Source organism: Mesorhizobium sp. LMG17149 (assembly GCF_024518695.1).
GTDB lineage: Bacteria > Pseudomonadota > Alphaproteobacteria > Rhizobiales > Rhizobiaceae > Mesorhizobium.
Genome location: NZ_JANIFL010000013.1, coordinates 91487 through 110645, shown reverse-complemented (window position 1 = coordinate 110645; position 19159 = coordinate 91487). Strand labels below are relative to the sequence as shown.

10 protein-coding genes and 2 pseudogenes are annotated in these 19159 nt (G+C 60.3%); 5 read left to right on the top strand and 7 right to left on the bottom strand.

Annotation, left to right across the window (positions count from 1 at the left end):
• Positions 1-49: 49 nt before the first annotated feature.
• The 3 genes and pseudogenes from NP945_RS26920 to NP945_RS26905 all read left to right on the top strand — a co-directional run bounded on the left by NP945_RS26920 (position 50) and on the right by NP945_RS26905 (position 3202).
• Complete coding sequence (locus NP945_RS26920) at positions 50-652, top strand: DUF3011 domain-containing protein (protein WP_256748023.1); 603 nt, start codon at positions 50-52, stop codon at positions 650-652.
• 871 nt (positions 653-1523) lie between these two features.
• Positions 1524-2415: pseudogene (locus tag NP945_RS26915) on the top strand (DUF1403 family protein); the annotation flags it as partial.
• Between the two features lie 65 nt (positions 2416-2480).
• Positions 2481-3202: pseudogene (locus NP945_RS26905) on the top strand (SMC-Scp complex subunit ScpB).
• A gap of 38 nt (positions 3203-3240) precedes the next feature.
• On the opposite strand, the gene NP945_RS26900 reads toward NP945_RS26905, so the two are convergent.
• Entirely contained in the window at positions 3241-3765 is a 525-nt protein-coding gene (locus tag NP945_RS26900; protein WP_256748020.1) for an RES family NAD+ phosphorylase, read from the bottom strand.
• Positions 3762-4148, bottom strand: coding sequence for a hypothetical protein (locus NP945_RS26895; RefSeq protein ID WP_256748019.1), 387 nt, complete (start codon positions 4146-4148; stop codon positions 3762-3764). Before NP945_RS26895 ends, NP945_RS26900 begins: the two co-directional genes overlap by 4 nt.
• Positions 4149-4683: 535 nt before the next feature.
• Here NP945_RS26895 and NP945_RS26890 point away from each other — a divergent pair.
• Positions 4684-6384, top strand: coding sequence for a hypothetical protein (locus NP945_RS26890; protein WP_256748018.1), 1701 nt, complete (start codon positions 4684-4686; stop codon positions 6382-6384).
• Positions 6385-6604: 220 nt separating this feature from the next.
• On the opposite strand, the gene NP945_RS26885 is transcribed toward NP945_RS26890, so the two are convergent.
• Both NP945_RS26885 and NP945_RS26880 read right to left on the bottom strand, forming a co-directional pair.
• Positions 6605-6823 carry a hypothetical protein gene (locus NP945_RS26885; RefSeq protein WP_256748017.1) on the bottom strand — a complete coding sequence of 73 codons (219 nt, stop codon included), beginning with the start codon at positions 6821-6823 and terminating at the stop codon, positions 6605-6607.
• A 203-nt stretch (positions 6824-7026) separates the two neighbouring features.
• The gene (locus NP945_RS26880; protein ID WP_256748016.1) at positions 7027-7839 is read right to left on the bottom strand and encodes a DUF5677 domain-containing protein; all 813 of its coding nucleotides are present in this window, start codon (positions 7837-7839) and stop codon (positions 7027-7029) included.
• A 516-nt stretch (positions 7840-8355) separates the two neighbouring features.
• Here NP945_RS26880 and NP945_RS26875 point away from each other — a divergent pair.
• Positions 8356-8889, top strand: coding sequence for a very short patch repair endonuclease (locus NP945_RS26875; RefSeq protein ID WP_306283304.1), 534 nt, complete (start codon positions 8356-8358; stop codon positions 8887-8889).
• Here the strand turns inward: NP945_RS26875 and NP945_RS26870 are convergent.
• The 3 genes from NP945_RS26870 to NP945_RS26860 are packed head-to-tail and all read right to left on the bottom strand — an operon-like array spanning position 8782 to position 19154.
• Positions 8782-14640 carry a DEAD/DEAH box helicase gene (locus NP945_RS26870; RefSeq protein ID WP_256748014.1) on the bottom strand — a complete coding sequence of 1953 codons (5859 nt, stop codon included), beginning with the start codon at positions 14638-14640 and terminating at the stop codon, positions 8782-8784. The genes NP945_RS26875 and NP945_RS26870 overlap by 108 nt on opposite strands.
• 3 nt (positions 14641-14643) lie before the next feature.
• Positions 14644-16659, bottom strand: coding sequence for a hypothetical protein (locus NP945_RS26865; RefSeq protein ID WP_256748013.1), 2016 nt, complete (start codon positions 16657-16659; stop codon positions 14644-14646).
• 53 nt (positions 16660-16712) lie between these two features.
• Positions 16713-19154, bottom strand: a complete 2442-nt coding sequence (locus tag NP945_RS26860) for a hypothetical protein (RefSeq protein ID WP_256748012.1) — start codon at positions 19152-19154, stop codon at positions 16713-16715.
• Between the last annotated feature and the right edge of the window lie 5 nt (positions 19155-19159).

The window sequence follows — 19159 nt, the reverse complement described above, 5'->3', positions numbered from 1 at the left end:
TTTCGATGATACCGACGCAACCGATCGTTGACCACTCCGGAGGGTTCACATGCTACGTTACCTGTTCATTGCTTTGCTCGCGCTCGGCTCATCGTGGATGATCTCTGATGCCCGCGCACGATCGACCGTCGAATGCCAATCGAGGCACTATCAGTATGGCGAATGCTGGGCGGGCCCGCTGAGCAAGCCGCAACTCATTCATCAGACTTCCGGAAGTCCTTGTATTTTGAACCGGACCTGGGGCTACAATCCACGCAGCAAATATATTTGGGTCGCGCAAGGCTGCTCCGGAATTTTCGCCGATGTCGGCGGCTACCACCATGGACGTGGCGACAGCTTTGATCCCAATGCCCGCATGTATGACCATCGCGGTCATGATGTCGGCGCGGTGGTTGGCGGAGCTATTCTCGGCGCTCTGATCGAGGGGATGGCGGACGATCATCACAATCGACGGCACACGACGAGTAACTACCGCTCCGATAGCAGCTACAATGGTTGTCATGGCATCGGATGCAAAGTCGACAATCCGGACCAGGCAATCGATACCCGACCGCAATTTGACAGGCAGGGAGAGCCAAACTTTGATGTGCATGGCAACTACCAAGGATGCCATGGTGCAGGCTGCCTTGTCGACAATCCTGACGCGGAGTGAATTGAAGGACGAAGGAAGCCGGTCACGATTGTCAAAGCGGGGCTCTTAAATCTTTCCCGCAGCATCAATCTTGATCTTCATCCTGGCATCACCACGGCAGACTTCGTTCACCTGCTTCTTGGTTTCTCCTCGAAGCGGTGGAGGCAGCCGAACATGTTCTCTATCCCCTCCTCCATCGTGGCGGCGGCCGAGACGATAAGATCGAGGTTCTTATGCCGTCGATCCATGGGGGCTTTGTGCGGAAGCCTCTTTGTACCAAGAATGTACCAAAAGAGAGCCGCTATCCAGAAAAATCGTTGCGAATCAGTCTGTTACGGGAAATCGATGGCGGAGAGGGAGGGATTCCTTTTCACCCATATGATACTGAAAATACTAATCTTTTCGCGCTTTTTGTTACACAGTTTGTTACACAGCTACAACTACGATTTATAACCGCTCTAAGCTCGCGGCTTTTGGGCTCGCCTGCCCAATCCATCCGATCTGTCGAAACCGACGGCTTGTAGGACACTCCCGCGTGTGTACGAGCGCCGACCAGGAAAAACCCGCAAAAAACGTCGCCCTCAGATACCCCGTCGGCAATGAATATGGGACCGAAGTTGCGCGGCAGATCGGGCGTTAGGTGCCTTCATGACATCTGAACCTGAGCAGGCTCCTACGCCGCGAGCCGGCACATTTCCGAACGGAGTTTCGTCCGGCTGCGAAAAAAGGTGCCCTGTCGGGACTTACTTGTTGGCCGGATGGCTTATCAGGGACTAACTCGTGAAGAGACTGATAATGCAACATTGTCGTTCGTATTGTCACGCACGACAGGCTGTGCGTTTTGGCATAAAAATCATGGCGAAAAGCGCACCGGCACTTTACCCTCCAAATCATGATTCGCCTCGATCCCGCGACCGCCCGCTCCTCTGCGCCGCCCTCCGTTCCGGCTTGGGCGATCACAAGCGCCGGCGCGCCGAGCGTTGGCGACGCCGCCTTCCAGGCCGGCGCCGCTTTGGGCACCCTCGACACGCTGGCCCGCGCACAAGCCAGCTGGGCCGGCGCTTGGCGGCAGCGGCTGGCGCTTCGCTGCGCCGCCGCCAGCATGCGGCTCGCCGGCCGCGCCGAGGACGCGGCCGCCTTGCGCGATGCCTGGCACTTGCGCCCGCCCGGCGCCGACCTCGGTCCCGCCGGCGCTATTTTTGGCGCCTGGCGGCAGCTGGCGCTGCAGCCGCCCGTCGCCACCGCCGATCGTTTGGCCAAGATCGTCGAGCTGCTTGGACTCCATTGGGATGGCGCGGCGCTTGCCGCGCTTTGCACTGAGATCGAAAAACTGGCGGCATCCCTGCGGCCGGCGCCGTTCGCCGCGGCGGCGATCGCCGCTCACGTCGTCGCCATGCGCCCCGATGCCGAGCTTCTGGCTTGGTGGCTGGCCGACCTGGTGCTGGCGCAAAGCCTGGGCTGGCCGCAACCCCTGCCGCTCCTAATGGCGCAGGTTTTTGGCCCATCCTTCCGCACCGAGGCCGGCGGCGGCAAACGCATCCGGCCAGGGGACAAGAATTTTGAGCGGGCGGTGCATCGCGCTCGTTGCGGCCGCCGCGGACGCTTGTCGGTTGGCCGCCGAGCTGTCGCGCCGGGCCGAAAAGCTTCTGGCGTTAGCGCCAAAACTGCGCGCCAAAGGAGCCGGCGACGTAATCTTTCTGCTGCTCAGTGAAGACGCCGTCTCCGGATCGCTGACGACGAAGAATCTGTCGCGCTTTGCATCGCGGCGGCTGTTCGAGCGGCTGCAGCAACTGGAGGCCGTGCGGGAGCTCTCCGGCCGCCCCACATTCCGGCTGTTCGGGTTGTAGCGATGAGCGAAGCCTCCGCCCGCCGAAAGCCAAACGTTCAGCCGGCTTTGCTGGATGTCGAGCTGGAACATCTGCCGCCGAGCTTCGCTGGCGCGAGTGGATGGGCCGAGTCGAAGCGGTGATCTTTGCGGCAAATGAACCGGTGACACGTAGTGTCCTCGCGCGGGTGGTGGGAAGGAATTGCAATCTCGAGCTGATCATCGACGACATCCGCGCCGAGCTCGCCGAGCGCCCCTACGAGCTGGTCGCCGTCGCCGGCGGCTGGCAGCACCGGACCAAGAAGATTTTTGGCGACACCATCCGCGCCGCCTTCGGCACGGCAGCGGGCGAGGGGGCAAAAGAACTGTCGCAGGCGGAGGCGCTTGTCTTGATGTGCATTGCCTATTTCCAGCCGATCACCCGTGGCGAGCTGTCAGGCTTCTTCGGCAAGGAAGTGTCGCGCGACCTGATCGGCGTGCTGCGCGCGCAAGATCTGATCGCCTCGGGGCCGCGCAGCCCGCAGCCGGGCGCGCCCTATACCTATGTGACGACCAAGAATTTTCTGTCGCAGTTCGGGCTCGACACGCTGCGCCAGCTGCCGGATTTCGAGGCGCTCGAGGACGCAGGGCTGCTGTCGAAGGAGAAACTGCTGGCCGGGGATATACCGACCGGTCTAGTCCGGGGGGAGGGCGACGGCGAAGAGGGCGAGCCAACGACTGGCGTCGTTGAGGATGAGGCGCTCTGAACTGATCGGAAATCGGGTTGCTTACGACAGCTAGCAACTCAGGGCCACGATGACTGATCGTTCGGCAGCCGGTCATCGGGATCGTGAACCGCGACATGATCGCCGTCGACAAGATTGGCCGGAAAGATCACCAGATTGGTGCCGCCGGCGTGACGCAGCGACGGGAACAGGATGCCGCGAAGCCCGGCCGTGATGACCAGGTCCGCGAGCTTCCACGATGGCGGGATTTTCTTGTCGATGCGAGCAATCTGGCGCCAGGCACAATCCCATTCCTGCCAAGCGCCGTCCCAGATGTCCGGGTCGAATCCCTGCGAAAGGTCGGCCACCTCAGCGAGCGTGATCTTGTAGGCGGCAAGCGTTGCCGGCGGGACGATGCTGGCGCCCTGCTTGTATTCGTCAAGAGCCGTCTGGGTCGAACGGGACAGATAAAGCGCTTCGACGCCTGGCCGGTTGAAACGACCGCCATCGATCGCCGCGCCTGCACCGCTGGTGGGCAGGAAGGCCCATTTGGGTGTCAGATAGCGATGGAAGATCTCGTCCGGCCCGACGCGGGTGACCTTCACCCGCGCGCCCCGTTCTCGAGATCCCGAATGAAGGCCAGGACTGCTTCGACCTGGCCGCCCGCGACGAGTTCGGCCGCCGTGCGATGGCCGTAGTCGGCGATCGGCTCATTGCGATACCAGTAGATCGCTTTGTCGACGTCGCCGGTGAGCTCCGTCGCGGCCGAGATCACCTTCACCATCTCGCGCATCCGGCCCTGCAGGCGCTCAGATGAGGGATTGCGCAGCGTGTTGCGATGGACCCCGGTCAACTGTGCCAAATTGGCAACCTTCACGCCCAGGGCCTGCGACAGGCGCTTCGGTGAGATATAAGGCGTGCGCGGCTCCTGAAGGCTGTCGACAAAGCCTGAGACCGCGGTGGAATGTGCGAGCTGTGCGTGGGCCATGGCAAATCTTCGACCTCTCATATGCACAATATATGCACATTCCAAGGCATAGCAAGTGAACAGTGGCCTGGCACCTTCCCGCACCCTGTTTGTCCTTCCCCATCCTCGTAGCGGGTGGTAGCTAGCGGCAGCAATGCGCCGCTTATCGGTCGTTCACCGCAACCATTTCTCGATCCCGAAACTTGCCGTTCGTTCATATCTTCGTTCGCGACGGTTTGACTGGCCGATTCGGGAACTCTGCTGGCTAACTGCTATTTGTGGTTCATGGAGGAAGTGTCCAATGACAAAGGAGCGGCTTCGTAAGCAGCCCAGACCGGGTAAGATGAAGGCACACCACGCCGCCGTTGATCGGCTTTGCGATCAGCTGCTATAAAGTCGTCCGATCAGGTCGGCAGCTGGCGAGTGTCGATGCGTTCCGGGATCGAGAGATACGCAACCTCCGAGCCGTCATGGCAGCGCGACGACCAGGATCTCCCCGACCGACGCCATCCCTTGCCTATGAAGCTGCGGCGCAAAGAGCGGACGACGAAGCGGTATGGACGAGAAAGAGCCGAAGAAAAGCGACGAAGCCCCCAAGGGTGCGGACAAACAGCCGGTGGCGGATCCATCCGAACCTGACGCGGGTCCGGCGACGACCGAACCTAAACCCGACTCGGACAAACAGCCGGTCGTCCCGCCCAAGGCCCCGACCCCATCGGGCCAAGACATCACGAATATCCGCGCTTCGGTGTTACGTGATCCGCTCGATGGCGGGATCGCGCGCGCGATGCGAGAGTTCAATATGAGCGAGCGCATGGCACGCGATCTCGGCCTGATCCGCAGCCCGCTCAACGATCTCATCTCGGGGAGAAACCAGCTGCATGGCGTGGCGCGCGCGGTCGCCGAGGCGCAAAAGGCGATGGAGGCGGCCGGCGGGTTCAGCGCGCTCCATGATCGTATGACCCGGGCCAGTGCAGGTCTGGATGCGCTTGGCGGCCTCGAAAATGTGAAGCGGCAACAGCGTGAGATGGAGCGCACGATTTCCGGCCTTGGCGGGATCGACGCCATTTTCGGTCGTCATTCGGCGATGCGCGATGCGGTGACCGCGCTGGGCGGCATCGAGTCGATCATGAAGCGGCACGACGAGATGAACCTGCTTGCGTCAGGCTCACTCGCCGCGGCCAGCTATGCGAAGGGTACCTCATTCGCGGCAAGCCAGGCGATCGAACGCGCTATGCGCGACATCGCCGGCGTGAGCTCGTTCACCGGGCTGCTCGGCAATGGCGGACTTGATCGCACGCAACTCGACGCGTTGGTCTCGGGCACGCAAGCATGGCGTGCGGGGTCGGGCAGCCTGTCGTTGGTCGCGACGCTGCATACACAACTACCCGATCTAGTTCCGGAGCGTCGCCGGGCGACGGCAGGGGATTTCGCGAGCGCGGGGCTATCGCGGTTTGGCGAGCGCTTCGTCCGCGACAGCGCGCGGCTCGCCCGGCTGCAGGATGAAATGCTCGGACTCAGGCGGCCATGGGTCGATGTCGGCAATCCCGGCCAGAGCGTATCCGCCTATGTCGATGCGCGCGCGCTGGCGACGATCGTTGAAAATGGGCCACCGGAATCACGGGCGGTGGCCACCGCCGTTCGCGAGGAACTGGGCGATTATCGGGAGACCGATCCGGTGCCAGAGGTCGTCGCCGCCGACCCGGTGTTGCGCTCGGCCTTCCGGCTGGAGGTCGGCTATAACGCCGATCTGAGTTCGCTTCCGCCCGCGATCATCGCCACGGTGTTCGGCGGGCTCGGGGGGGCCGTGCCGCGCCGGATCGAGGCTGATCCCGACGCGCTCGAAAGCGCGGTACATCAGCGCGCGAGGCGGCTCGAACTCAAGCTCCGGCGGTTCATCGAGAAGAAGATGATTGCAGCTCGCGGCCGCAACTGGAGCAAGCAGCGGGTGCCTGGCAAAACTGTAACGGGGTGGCGTGCGCGCCGGCAGACCGACATTGACAATGGCCGTACCCCGAGCCGCCTGTTCGACTATGCGGGCTTTGAGGATTACCGCGCGATCATCGAGCAGAAGGACAATTGGGCGGAGGTGTTCGAGCCGTTCTTCAAGGTGAAGACCTCGATCCTCGAAACGCTGCGGCGGCTGAGCATGATCCGCAATCCAGACGCGCACTACCGCATCGTGACGATCGAGGATTTCCTCGATCTGCACACCGAAGGGCGGCGTCTGGATGCGTGGATGGACGCGGCGAGCTGACCGGCACGGCACCTGATGATACTGGCCCTGACTATCTTGGCCCCGATTATTTCGAACCCGAAGAGTTCGAGGATCCCCCGACGACGGGCCGCGCCATGGTGATGTGTCCGAGCTTATCTGCGCGTTTCGCTGGGCAAGTACGAGGTCAGCGGCAAGGCCAAGATGCTGGCGATCGCGCCGGGCTATGGCCGCATCAACTCATCATGTGTTTACTGCGACTTTATGCGCCGGCGACAAGCTGGCGCATGCGCGTTGCAATCGCATGGTGCTCGTCGAAAATCGGACCGAGGCGCTCGGCCCATAGGTGAGCGTCCTCTTGCGCTTTCTGTTGCGAACCCCCGGCCTTCGAGAACTCGGGCAGCACTCCAGCCATCATCTGGTTCAATTCGGTCAGGCGCGCGGCCAATCGGTCGTACTCCTTGCGTTCATCCTCAGTCATTCAACAGCCCTCCACACGCCGCAACCCTACAGCATAGCTGCAGGGCGTTACTAGGCCGCTCGTTTGCGCGTTAATTCTACGAAGTAGTCAAAGCCATCATCGGTCGCAGGCATAAGCCGGCGGGCCAGATCAACTGAACTAGAACATGCCCGAGGAGACGCAGCCGACCACAATCGGGGAGGAAGCCCCAGGCGCCCAATCGGTTAGTGGTCATCCGGCCACGCGAACAGTTCCTCACGCGTCACGATCGGCACCGGCACGAGCTTTTCGCCGATGTCCAAGATCTCGGTTGGCTCATCCTCTTGGGAACCGTCCTGGATCCATATCTCAGTCGCGACCATCAGGTTTACAAAATTTCGCGCTGCCCAATAGCAGGCGAACTCCTCCCAATACCCAGCAAACGTCCCCGAACCGATCGTCACCTTCCCTTTGTTGCCCCAGATGCGCCGCGTGAGTTCATGCACTGAGAAGTGCACGAACGACGAAGTGGCATGATAAAGGAAGTCGTATTCTTTCTCTCGACCCGCGGCCTTTGACACCCATTTGAACGTCGGCGGAGCCTTATCCCACCCGAGCTTCCCTTTTAGGACCTTGAGCTCTTTTGCGACGGCTTCGCCATTCGCAGCATGAAACGCTACGTGCTCAGGTAGCCACCCAAGGTGCAGTGAGACGTTGCGTCCCAGATACGCAGCTTGCTGGGTCACGCTCTTGGCAGCCCCACCGGCCCCTAGCAAACGAAGGATGCGAGAGGCATCCGCTTTCACGGTAAGGAGGTACTCGATCCAGATCATCTCCTCGTAGCTCGGCCGCAGGAGCGATACGCCAAACGCACCATGTCCGGCGCTCGACAACGCTAATTGCGCTTGTAGTCCTTCCCACTGGCGCACGAGGACGGCTCGCTGGATCAGCCCGAAAAACTCGTCTTGGGTGGGGCCAGCCCACTCATGTTCCTTAAGCGGCGCCAGCATTGGAGTGAGGGCTTTAGTGAGGCGCTTAAGCTGATCGAGGTTTGACATGTGAAGCTCCCTCCGAGAACCCCGGGCCAAGAAACGTGCCAATACCCAGATCTTAGTGACGGGAGGGCTTCGGGCGGGTGAAATGACATAAACCTTCGCCGCAGGCTTGGGAAGTTAAGTCCTATGAAGGCCAAAGAGCGGTCAAGTGCTGCGTGGAAGGCCAATGGGTCAGCCCCGGTTAGCGCGTTCGAGAAACCGCATCGGCTTGACCACGACGGATAACAACCCTGACGTTACGATCCTATACTTGCCGCCTAAGTCGTTGCATAGAATCAGGCTTCACTTTCGGGCTCGTCTCGGAATGCCATCTACGCAGATGCCTTAGGCTGCTGCAGGGCGGACTCTTTTCAACAGGATGAACTCGTTGCGGGCGTTCGCCCGCGACATTCCAGAATACACACTCGGGTCGGCTGGATGTGCCTAACCTTGCCCCTACATGTATAATCGCTGTTCTTTCTTTTCCTGAAGGCACATGGTTCGAACACAGGCATCCTCGGTCAACCCTCTGTATGTTTGATGACTGACTTTAGCGAAGCTACGGCCGCCGTGCGTCGGCGCATGCAGCGCACGGCTCGAAAGGACAATCCGTTCGAGAGATCGGTGAGGTCACTCTTACACGCTCAAGGCATTCGTTACCGGATCCATTTCCCGCTGCCCGGCCTGAGGCGGACAAGCTGTGACATCGCCTTTCCCAGCCTGAAGATTGCCGTTTTTCTGGATGGATGCTTCTGGCATGGGTGCGACCAGCACTGTCCTGTCGTGAAGAAGAACACGGATTTCTGGCTTGGGAAGATCGAACGCAACCATGCACGAGATTTGCGGGCGACGGCTCATCTGACCGACATTGGCTGGATAGCGCTCCGCTACTGGGAGCACGAGGCCGCGGAGAACATCGCCGAGGCAATTGTCTTCGCAGTCAGGCAGGTCAGGGATGCCGGCGCTTCATCGGGCGGCGTGTCGCGCCCTCTGGAGGACGTGCAAGGGCCGTCTGGAAAGTTCGAAGCTGTCGACTGCAACGAATGTACTGTCGAGACCCAACTCCGCGAATAGCCGTTTCTGATCCCAAAGCGGATGAACTACCGCACCCCATCGGCTATGCCGGTCATCCAGGGAGAAAGTGGGGATATCCGCCCTGCCGTCGACGCATGATATCCGGTTGCCGGGTATGAAGGTCCTAGTTTCTTTTGCAAGTCGATGGGCGTTCGATGACCAGTCGCTGATCTCGAAGTCCTCGTACTTTCCATCGAAGCCGCACTCGTAGGTTGGATCAACGAATGCGCGGAGGTATGACAGTCCCAACCTCCAATCAAGCAGGCCGTGAAAGTTCCTATTGTTATAGCGTTGGAGGCACTTATAGCAGGAACTGCCGCATACGCTCATGTGATGCTCGTCTGATACGGTGTTACGGGGCCATTGCGCAGCCTCATCAAGAACGCTTGCCAGCAGATCCGACACAGGGATCGTGCTATCCCCGAGGAGATGGCGGCAGAAGCCGGAACCGTTCGGAAGCGCATCTGAAATCTGGAGATAAGGAAGAGACGGCCTTCCCGGAGAAATCATAATGTTTGGTGCCAGTGCATCGAACTCTTCGGGCGCGATATCGAGATCGAATGCGGCTCGTTGCACGAGAATTTCCGTTGCGGAAATCGCCGCGGCCCGCACGCTCGTCCTTGACGGATCACGCCGGTTCCTCATCGCCAGACCGACGTCCATGTCCAGCAAGCGGAGATTGCCGTTCAGTCGGATGGGGCCGATCTGTAGGGAGTTCGTGACCTTCGGAGACGCGAGGCAGGCGATGACCTTCTCGTCGCCCTGTCGATATCGGATGCCCTGATCCTCGGCTATCACGTCCGAGCTGATAGCCTGCCCTGTGAGTTTCAGGCGAGGCTTGGCCTTGAACCACCAGATGTTGCGGGAAGCCGCGAGGTCAGTCGCCGCTTCCACCTCGAAGCCTGCGAAGTCCGTGTCATCGTTGACGCCGGGGTTAACCAGGAAGATTTCGGAGCGTTCCGCGAAGTTGACAGTGATGTTCTCGTCGGTCTTCTGCTGGGTGGGCTTCCCGAGGCTTGCGAGAGTGATGCGCTGGCCCATCTTCGACTGAAGGTTCTCGTCGGTCGGACGAAGTTCGCTCCGGTAGGCCGTGGGTGTGATGCAGTGTATCCCGGCATCCTCCGGCATCTCCGTTCCGCAGAACTTGCATGGCATCGCCTGGGCAGATCCACGGTTCCACGCTCCGCATTCCTCGCAGAAGCGCAGATGGAAGTCATGCTTGAGCCAATGGCTGAGCGGCTGCATCGGCACTCCGAAGTCCGTGCCGAACTCCTTCGGTTCCCGCAGCATCCCTGTGAATCCGATGCACCTGTGCCGTAGCTTTTCACGCGTCCTGACACTGCCTGGGGCGAAGTCGAAAATCGCCATGTCTTGGTCACGGTCGATGGTGTCCCAGTCCGCTTCGGACGTCCCCTTTTCTTTGACGAGGTCCACGTAGAGGTTCCGCGACCGGGTGGGCATGCCGTAGAGCGGGATCAGACCACGTTCCGCAAGCGCCGCCGCAAGGCCGATCGGCTGTAGGCCGAACTCATCCTCTAGGTCATCGACCTCGGCGAGGATGCTGTCGACCCCGATCTCCTCGGTGATGTTCTGGAGTCCGCATCTCGATACCTCCGCAAGGATGACCGCCATCTGGTGACGGTGGCGGTCTGTGCGGGTCAGAGCGTCCTGCAGCCTGTCCCTCCAGCCCTTTTGGGCGTCGAAATACTCGTTGCAGTAGATGAACTCGCCATGAATGTCCCCGGGCACGAGGTTGTCACCGGCCCAGTCCATGCCACTCTCCTCCCGCATGAGGCGAAACGCGTCCACGAGCCAGAACTTCCTGAGCAGCCGAGACGGAATGTCCACAAGGCCTGTGGTAATGAAGGGCGGAGGCGGAGCGGATCCGGTGATCTCCACCGGATTGTGGAAGTAGTGGATGTCGTGGCTCTTACTCCGGCAGACGGTCAAAACGGTGGAGAAGGCCTGTCCACGGCGGCCGGCACGACCGACGCGCTGCTGGTAGTTGAACCTTTGCGGCGGCATGTTGCCTTGGTAAACGGCCTGAAGCGAGCCAATGTCGACGCCCACTTCCATCGTCGTCGTGACGGAGAGGAGATCGGCCGTGTCGAATAGCTTCCTCCATTCGAAATCCGTGTCGCTCTCGTAATCATTCTTGACGAACACCTGCTTGAACTGCTGGAGGCGCTCGGCCGGATCGCGGGTCTGGCCAGTAAGCTCCTCGCATTTCAAGCGGAACAGCGGCTCATTGTTTACTACCGCACGTATGACCCTTCGTCCAAGGAAGTTGCCTTCGGCGATCCGCCCTGCCGTATGGTCCTCGTCCCGCGTCAGCGTATCGCCGCAGCGGGTGCATCTACCGAAGCCCTCATGGAGATGGACCCGCCCGCACTGCTTGCAACGCCATGCCTTGTCGGAAGGCTTCGCGGTCCGGAAGTACAGCATGCTGATGTCGATCGTTCCGTCGCCCCTCTGCTGCTTCAGTATGGTCCTGAGCTTCTCAAGGAAGGCGTCGCATTCAGCTTCCGGATGCTGAAGTATCTTGGTCATAAGGCGCTTCAGACGGTTGTCGCCAGCCCCGAGCATGTCGTGGGCGCTTCTCCAGTCTTTTTTCGCTTCCGCCTGGAACTGGTTAGGCAAAATGCGGTAGGCATCCGCGAATATGCGAAGCATGGCGTCGTCGCGGGATTTCTCTGAAGTATACTCTTCCGGCCCATAGAAGCTCGGCCAGCCGAGGCCTGTCTCCTCCAACGCGAAGTAGGTCTTGCTGAAGAGAAGGTCCGTGGCGTCTGGCGGCTGCTCGCCTTGGACCTTCTGCCTCGCTTTGCGCAGACGGTTCAGTTCCTCCTCGGGCAATTCCGACTTCCATGCGATGCGCCCGTCGCCTTTCCGTTCGAAATATTTGTACCACTCACGGCCATCAACCCTTGAGAGTGCGGTGTCGGCACCTTCGACTGGTGTCGAACCGAGCTTCATGAGCTCCGATAGTATCGGCCGGGCATCATTGCCCACATTGTCTCGCTCGAATTCGAACAGCTCCTTCAGGGGCACGCTGGGTGGATGGTCGCTGGCTGTCTTCCGCTTCTTGAGCGCTTTCATCCGCTCGCTGATCTCCACCGTATCCTTCTCTTCATCGAGGAGCCGGGCTATCTCACGCTTCAGCCGCTGGTATTCCTCTTCATGCTCATGTGTATACACGTAGTCCTTCGCGATCATGGTCGCAGCGGACACTAGAATCTCGCGGCGGAGATCACGCTGATGCTGAACTTCCACCTCTAGCGCCAGATTGGCTGCGTCCTCGCGACTGTCGGAGAAGGCCACCAGCTTTCCGTCGCCGCCTTGCGACTTCAGCGAAGCCACCAGTTCGGTCGCTAGGAGCTGGGAGGTCTTTCCAAAACCCGTCCTGAAGCTCCGGATAGGCGACTTGCGGCCTTCGCGCATCTTGGAGTTAGACTGGCGGTAGCGGCCAGAATAGTCGGTTCCGCATTTCGGGCAGCAGAACGGCACCGCCGTTCCGGGATCGTCGGCCTTCCGGTTCTGCATCTTGTCTTCACCCGACCAGCGCAGGAGGAAACCCGGCACGTCGCCGGGGGTCTGGGTCTCCTGTACTATCCCCGTCTGTGGGTTGAGGCAGCCCTTGTCCCATTTGTATGGCGATCCGCTCCTGATTTCGGCTTCCGGCTTGGTGCGGCCCGGCCAGAAAAGAGCGAACTCGTTGTAGCTGGCATCTTCGAACCGAAGTGATGAGGCGGTCTCCGGCAGCTTCTCAAGTTCCTGCGGTGATGGCAGGAGGGACACGCGTCGGCCGCCGTTCTGGGTATCGCCGCGCTTTCCTCCTACCGCCAGATCGCCGCACGCTTCGCAATAGAGCATTTCGAACAGACGCCGTCTTCCATCTCCCACGTGATCGTAGTCTTGCCCCCGTTCGATGCTGGGGTCACCCCATATGAGTTCGCCGTCCTCACCAAGTCCCACCGAGGTGAACATGCCTTCAATGTTCCGGACGAAGCAGTGCATCCTGAAGCCGGGGAGATGCGCTACCGCTCTCCTCTCTGGCTTCATTTCATCAGGAATGATCGACTGCGGAAGGTCTGGGATTGCCCTGAGCGCGAGTAGGCCGCGAACGGCGGCGCGATCTTCGACATCGAATAATATGGTTCCGATCTCTCCCACTGCACGAGGTATCCTTCTGCCCTGAGCGTCCAGATCCTGCATGGCATATTCGAGCATGGCGGCGGCGGTGTTGGTCGCCTCAAGAAGCGCGGATGCGTCCGAGAGTGATGCCGATCCGGGAATGGTGCGGGCGGCGGCAAGGAGCTTTCCCTTTAATGCTCCAGGATCGTGCCTGTGGTCGAGCTTTTCAAGCGCCGCAGTGAGTTCGACCAGGCTCTCCCGGGTGGGGGTGCGCTCCGGACGGGGAATGCTGATCGGTCGCCCCGTGACGACGCTGTCCTTCCAGACGGTTTCGAGGTCGATGGCACCTGCTGTCCCTGCCGTGCCGAACATGTTCTTAAGGTAATCGATGCTCGCCTGCGCATTCTTCTCGTCCATCGGTAGCGATGCCGACGACGAAAGGATGCGGAGCTTGTGTGCATGCTCCGGATGCGTCAGGCCAAGGCGCTCGAGGAGGATCCGGATCAATCCGGCCATCTCGGCTCCCGACGAGCCGCGGATCAGATGAAGCTCGTCCAAAACTAAATAGAAGCGTGCGTCGGAGTTGTTCAGCAGCCATTCCCGAGTTTGCGCCAGGATTGGAGCGTCCACTTCGCGCACGAGCATGGCGTTCAGTATCGACTGGTTGGTAACGAGGATGTCGGGTGGTGTCTCCTGGATATCCCAGCGGGAGATCAGTTCGCCGCCGTCCGTCCTCGGGAAGATATACCTCAGGTCGGGATTATTGCCATCGCCCGCGATCCGCTGCTGGATGCTGCGGTATCGCCGCATCTCGTCCTTGAGCTCCTTCTTGGACCGGGCTGTGCGATCCTTCCAGTATTTCTGATCGTCGCGGCGGGGATGCTTCAGGAAGCCCGTGACAGGTGACTTTCCGGTGTATCGTCCGAAGAACAGCCTGTTGCCGTTGAAGTGCCGCTCCATGACATCCTGCGCTTCAGGCGAGTCTATCGCTTTGCGGAGGCGCACCATCTGGTCCTCAACGAGGGCGTTCAAGGGGTAAAGGATCAGTGCCCTGACGGCCTTCGGACGATCAGGATGCTCGTTGCGGCGATGAAAATTGAACCTTCCGCCCTTGTCGAGCCATGTGTCATCGACAGGCTGGCTTGGTGCCGGCCAGGATGTCGCCTCCTTGGCGAGCTGGGCGAGGATCGGAAGCATGAAGGACTCCGTTTTGCCCGAGCCCGTTCCCGATGTGGCGATGCCCGGCGCGCCGTCCGTGACGCCCTTCGTGAGCATCTCCACCTGGTGGTGATAGGGTTCGTATGCACCCTTGAGCGTCGCAGCCTTTTTGTCCCTCTCGAAAAGACCGGACAGGGCCAGTTCGACGAAAGCCCGCCGTTCGTTCATGCTGAACCCCGGAAGCTGCTTCTCGTCGTTGATCAGCGCCTCGAGGCCCATGCCCCACGTCTCATACCGGGGGACGGTTTCGAAGATGGGATCGAGAGCGAGCTGTCCTGGGCTTGAAAGAAGCTTTCGGCGCTTCTCCGAGACTATGGGGTCATCGATGCGATATGCCGTGTCCAGATAGGCCAGAAACTGTTCGATTATCCTTGTGAAGCCACCGATGGGATCGAACATGTTCTAGCCTCCAAGGTTCTGGAAGAAACGGGTGAGTTCGTGGTCGAAGGCGTCGCCTGCGGTCTTTGTCCATATTTGCTGACGGAGCAATACGGCCGCCACGTCTGCCAATTTCAGTTCGGGACCAACCGGAACCCTCGAAAGCATTTTCGTTCCGCGCACGAGGAATGCGGCGTCCACGTCGGTTGCGGTCAGTAGTTCCACCGCCTCCTCCTTGCGTTCGTTACCTCCATCTTGCAGAAGCGCCCAGTGTCCTGCGAACCCAACGACGCGGCCCGGCTTCTTGGCCTGCGATACCTGGATCGGGAAGAGGTATCGCAGCACGGAGTTGGGCACAGAGACCCGAAGGCCGTCGACGCCCGCACTTGCAACGAAGGCAAGATTCATCGGGAGCCTGCCAATCCGACGCATCTCGGCGAGCTGTGGCAGCCAGTATTCGCACGGGCCGCTCGTAATGCCGCAAAGCGCGACGGGTACCAGGATGTCCGATCTGCTCCTAGCATTTTCGATGGCTTTGGCCATACCGCCCGCCTCGTCACGCATGATGTCCTGCAGAGATACGTGGGTCGGATCGCAGAAGACGACGGCAGCGTCGTCGCCGCCGATGGCGTATGCGATGTCGGCAGCGGATGCCGCAGCGGTCTCGCCGACAAGAACAGGAACTTCCTCCGTAGAATAGAGCACGATGGCCATCAACTCGGACGGAGTGAGACCCGATGCCTTCGCGAGTTCCTGAATTGTCCTGAGTATATCTTGGGCGCCAGCAATCGGTGCGACGGGGGGCGGAGCATATATTGCGGAAGTGACGGAAACCTCCTCGCGTGAAGGGGCTTCACGCGTGACAGTCGAAATCATCTGTTCAACCTTCCTGATCTCGGTCCGCAGCTGTTCGAACTCCTCGCGGAGCTGTCGGGCGCTCTCAGATACATTCCGCCCGATCCCACGTGCCGCCTCCTCGATCTTCTCACGCAGAGACTTTTCATGCTGTTCGCTGGCGTTGCGAAGGAGAATCTCGCGGTGCGCTGTAGTGGCGAGGCGCTGTTCGGTGTCGACAACCAGAGCGCGAAGTTCGACGAAACGGACTTCCTGTTCTTCCGCCTCCGCGACAAGCCGCTGCCTGATTTCTTCGCGGAGTCGTTCCTGCTCCGTCTGCTCGAAAGTAAGGATCCTGACCTGCCACTTGGGATCTCGGGCCATCATCTGGGGGATGGCGTCAAGCAGAGACGGCCGGGTCGAGATTAGGCGGAGAGCTGCCGCGAGATCCTCCTTCTCCTGGTCGCCAACCGTTCCCGATATGCGCGCCTTCATGAGTTCCGACAGGTTCGCCTGGGAAGCTCCAGCTTCCCCGGATGCTGCAACTACCGTGCGTGAGAGCCATTCCTCGGCGGATTTCAGGATTTCATCGTCCGACCTCATGTCCATATGGACAGGGGGCGACCAGCGCGGCTGCGGGTTGAATACAACCAAACCGTCCCCCAGCCTCACCCAGCTGGGCTTTGCATCAGTGGCCACCGTCGGTGCGGAGCGGATCGACGTCTGAGGTAGAAGACCGTACAATTCGTTGGGGTGACGGATGAAGCCTGAGGTCATCCAGACGTTCATGCGCACCTCGATCGCATCGACCTTGCACCTTGTGGGGATGAAAAGCCTGCCCTGGCGCAGTTGTGTCACTATCTCCTCGTGGCTCATGTCGTGCGGACTGAAACCGACGGACAAACGTGAGGCAGTGGCGACGGAGACCGCATCCAGCGCCCCCGTGCCTGGCAGCCCCTGAAGTCGCGAGGAAAACTCGAACTGGGAACTTCCTTTAATGCTCATTGCGAGAGGTGAGGTCGTAGTGGCGAACAGCCCGACGGGTGCTTCCTGGTTTCTGGCGACGAACTTCGGTTCCTTCTTGACACCCGTCACCAGCCAGAACGAGTCCACACCGCCCAGATGAATCTGGCCGTTCCTTATCTCTTTGGGAGGTCCGCTTCCGAGCCCCGTATCGCCGTCCTTCACCTCGATGACCATAGCCATGTCGTGTCCTGAAACCTGACGGACGCGGAACACGGTTTTAGCTGCTGCTGCCATTAACTTCTTTCTCCGGCGGCGATCCGTATTTTCCCCGACCGGGAATCGAAAATCGTCCGGTTTCTATTTGAAGCGGATGCGAGGAATCTTCCCACCCAGGGTGCCACTTCCACGCCTCTCTGTGCGATCGACACAACCTTGGACAAGGCCGACACGGTCGGCTCCTCCATGGGGTAGAGATAGCGCCACTGTCCGTACACGAGACCAGAGCCTGCGTTGCACATGCTGCAGTCGGAAGCCCACCTAGCCCAGCTTGACGGGAGTGACACCCGAGGGAGAATCCCGGCCAAGGTCGAGCCGTCGTAGGCGAAGATATGCTTTCGCCTACGGGCATGGTGGGACAGGATCGCGAGTGTGGGCGACACGAAGTTCTGTCCAGGCTGCCCGGCGACCACGGACCGATAGAGGAAGGGGTTTCGGGTATCCGTGCGTTCAAGACGATAAAGGCCTTCCACCATGTCCCCGCCCTCTTGGGCGTCGAAGAAGCCACGCTCCTCGTTGAGACGTGCGGCGACGTGGTAGCCATGGACGCCCCCTGGAGCTCCGTGCGGGCGCTCCCCCTGCGATCTAGCGGCCGCCGCCGCGATTCCGGCATTTTCGACGAAAGCCCGAAGACGCGAAGGGTCTTTCGCCCGCACCAGATATCTTGGCAGAGACCACTTGGAGACCCCGCCCCAAACTTCCAGGGTCGCACCTTCCGCCTGCGCAGCCACCGTGATGCGGTCGATCACTGAGAGGGGGGTTGGCCCGCTGATGCGCACGGCATCGGCAGTGACCATCTCCCACGTCAAAGGGCGCTGCAATATCCGCCGCGCAGGGAAGCTCCGGAGGAGAGTGAAGTCGAACCATCCGGCATCGGCAAAGGAACGGAGAACGTCCCATTCCGACGGATGGCTGCTGGAGAAGGAAAGGCCCTTTCTGACCATCTCGAACGCTTCTGCGAACGACAGCCCTCTCGCCGTCCGGGCATAGAGCGCCTCTCCGACCGTCACCATCTCGTCGCAGACTGGCATGCGGGCGCCAGACCAAGACTCGATGGCGCAGTTTGCAGAGGGAGCCGTTTCGCGGTTGAATTCGTCCTCGCTGATCTCGCGCGCCTCATCGAAGGCAAGTCGTCTGGTGTCAGCCACCTCATTGGCCCGTGCGACAAGAAGCACCTCCCGATTCTCGTTGCGTAGGCATCCGACTGCGCTTCCGAAATAGACTCCTGGTGGGAAGGCAAGACCACTGTCGTCACGGATCATGTCAATGTCTGTGCTGTTCACCTTGACCGTTGTCATCGATTGGTCAGGCGTTGTCAGATGTGGCGAGAAAGGAGATCTTCCTAGCAGGGCGCTCCCTACGCGGATGCCGTCGTGCCATCCGAAAACGCGAGGCCCGGTCTCAGCAGCGATGGGTGCAGACGTCACTTGGCTACGAAACGACACCATGGACCACCGCAGGTTTATGGCACCGTAGGAATCGATCGTGCCTTCTTCGCACTCCGCCAGCTTCGAGGTGTGGATCAACATGACGTGGGATTCGAACGCGTTCGTTGCTCGATATCTCCCAAAGCCCATGTTCTCGAGAAGAACCACTCCCTTGCCAATCGCTTTCGAGATCGCCTTGGGGACGTACTTGATGACCTCCTCCGGCGCGCGGACTTGCTGGCGTTCCCCAAGGGGAGAAGCGCGGAACAGCTCGTAGTCGCCGAACTCTCCCTCCATGATCTCCAAATCTTCGAGAGCTGCCTGCTCGGCTACGATGGCATACCACGCGTGCCAGAACGGCGTTTCGGTGTAGTCGCGACCACCCCGCTTGCGCGCCCGGTCGAACAGATCGAAGTTGTATTCAAAGGACGGCATTTTCTCGGTGAGGAGATGGCGGGAGGTAGAGACTCTGTTCGAGACTATCTGAGGATCAAGTAGGTGGTCAGGGTCGATGGCGTGCCGGAGCTTCCTGAACACTGCCCGGTCGCGCCACGTTGGAAACGCGATGCGCAACGTCCGGCCAATTTGGGCGTGAGGGTTGATGCCGGGCAGGTCCAGTTGAATCTCATGTTGCTTTGCAAGATATTCTCTCAGATGCTCCCACATGGGATTCAGGCCACGCATGCTGGCGCCCCTGAACTTTTCCCCCGTCTGCTTCTCGAGCATTTCTCTAAAGTCGCGATCCCCACGCTGGCGTGTTCTTGTCGTCTGCATCCAGCAGAGGAACACCAGGATACGCACGTATTCTGGTTTCCTGCCTCGAATAGGCATGATATCGCCCGACAGATAGGCTCTGAGTAGGGGCATGTGGGGAAGCGCCGTGACGAATGCACACTGTGCTTCAGCGGCATCGAGCACTCCGAAAATCTCGAGAAGGTCTTCGTCGGACACGTAGACGCTGCCGATCGGCCCAAGGCTACCCGGCCCTAAGAAGTACCTCTCGAGACATATCTCCTCCACGCTGACAACCATCCCCC

Bases quoted from the DNA above. Each gene is read 5' to 3' on its own strand.
- NP945_RS26920 (WP_256748023.1), top strand. From the start codon at position 50: ATGCTACGTTACCTGTTCATTGCTTTGCTCGCGCTCGGCTCATCGTGG.
- NP945_RS26895 (WP_256748019.1), bottom strand. From the start codon at position 4,148: ATGGCCCACGCACAGCTCGCACATTCCACCGCGGTCTCAGGCTTTGTC.
- NP945_RS26890 (WP_256748018.1), top strand. From the start codon at position 4,684: ATGGACGAGAAAGAGCCGAAGAAAAGCGACGAAGCCCCCAAGGGTGCG.
- NP945_RS26885 (WP_256748017.1), bottom strand. From the start codon at position 6,823: ATGACTGAGGATGAACGCAAGGAGTACGACCGATTGGCCGCGCGCCTG.
- NP945_RS26880 (WP_256748016.1), bottom strand. From the start codon at position 7,839: ATGTCAAACCTCGATCAGCTTAAGCGCCTCACTAAAGCCCTCACTCCA.
- NP945_RS26875 (WP_306283304.1), top strand. From the start codon at position 8,356: ATGACTGACTTTAGCGAAGCTACGGCCGCCGTGCGTCGGCGCATGCAG.
- NP945_RS26870 (WP_256748014.1), bottom strand. From the start codon at position 14,640: ATGTTCGATCCCATCGGTGGCTTCACAAGGATAATCGAACAGTTTCTG.
- NP945_RS26865 (WP_256748013.1), bottom strand. From the start codon at position 16,659: ATGGCTATGGTCATCGAGGTGAAGGACGGCGATACGGGGCTCGGAAGC.
- NP945_RS26860 (WP_256748012.1), bottom strand. From the start codon at position 19,154: ATGGTTGTCAGCGTGGAGGAGATATGTCTCGAGAGGTACTTCTTAGGG.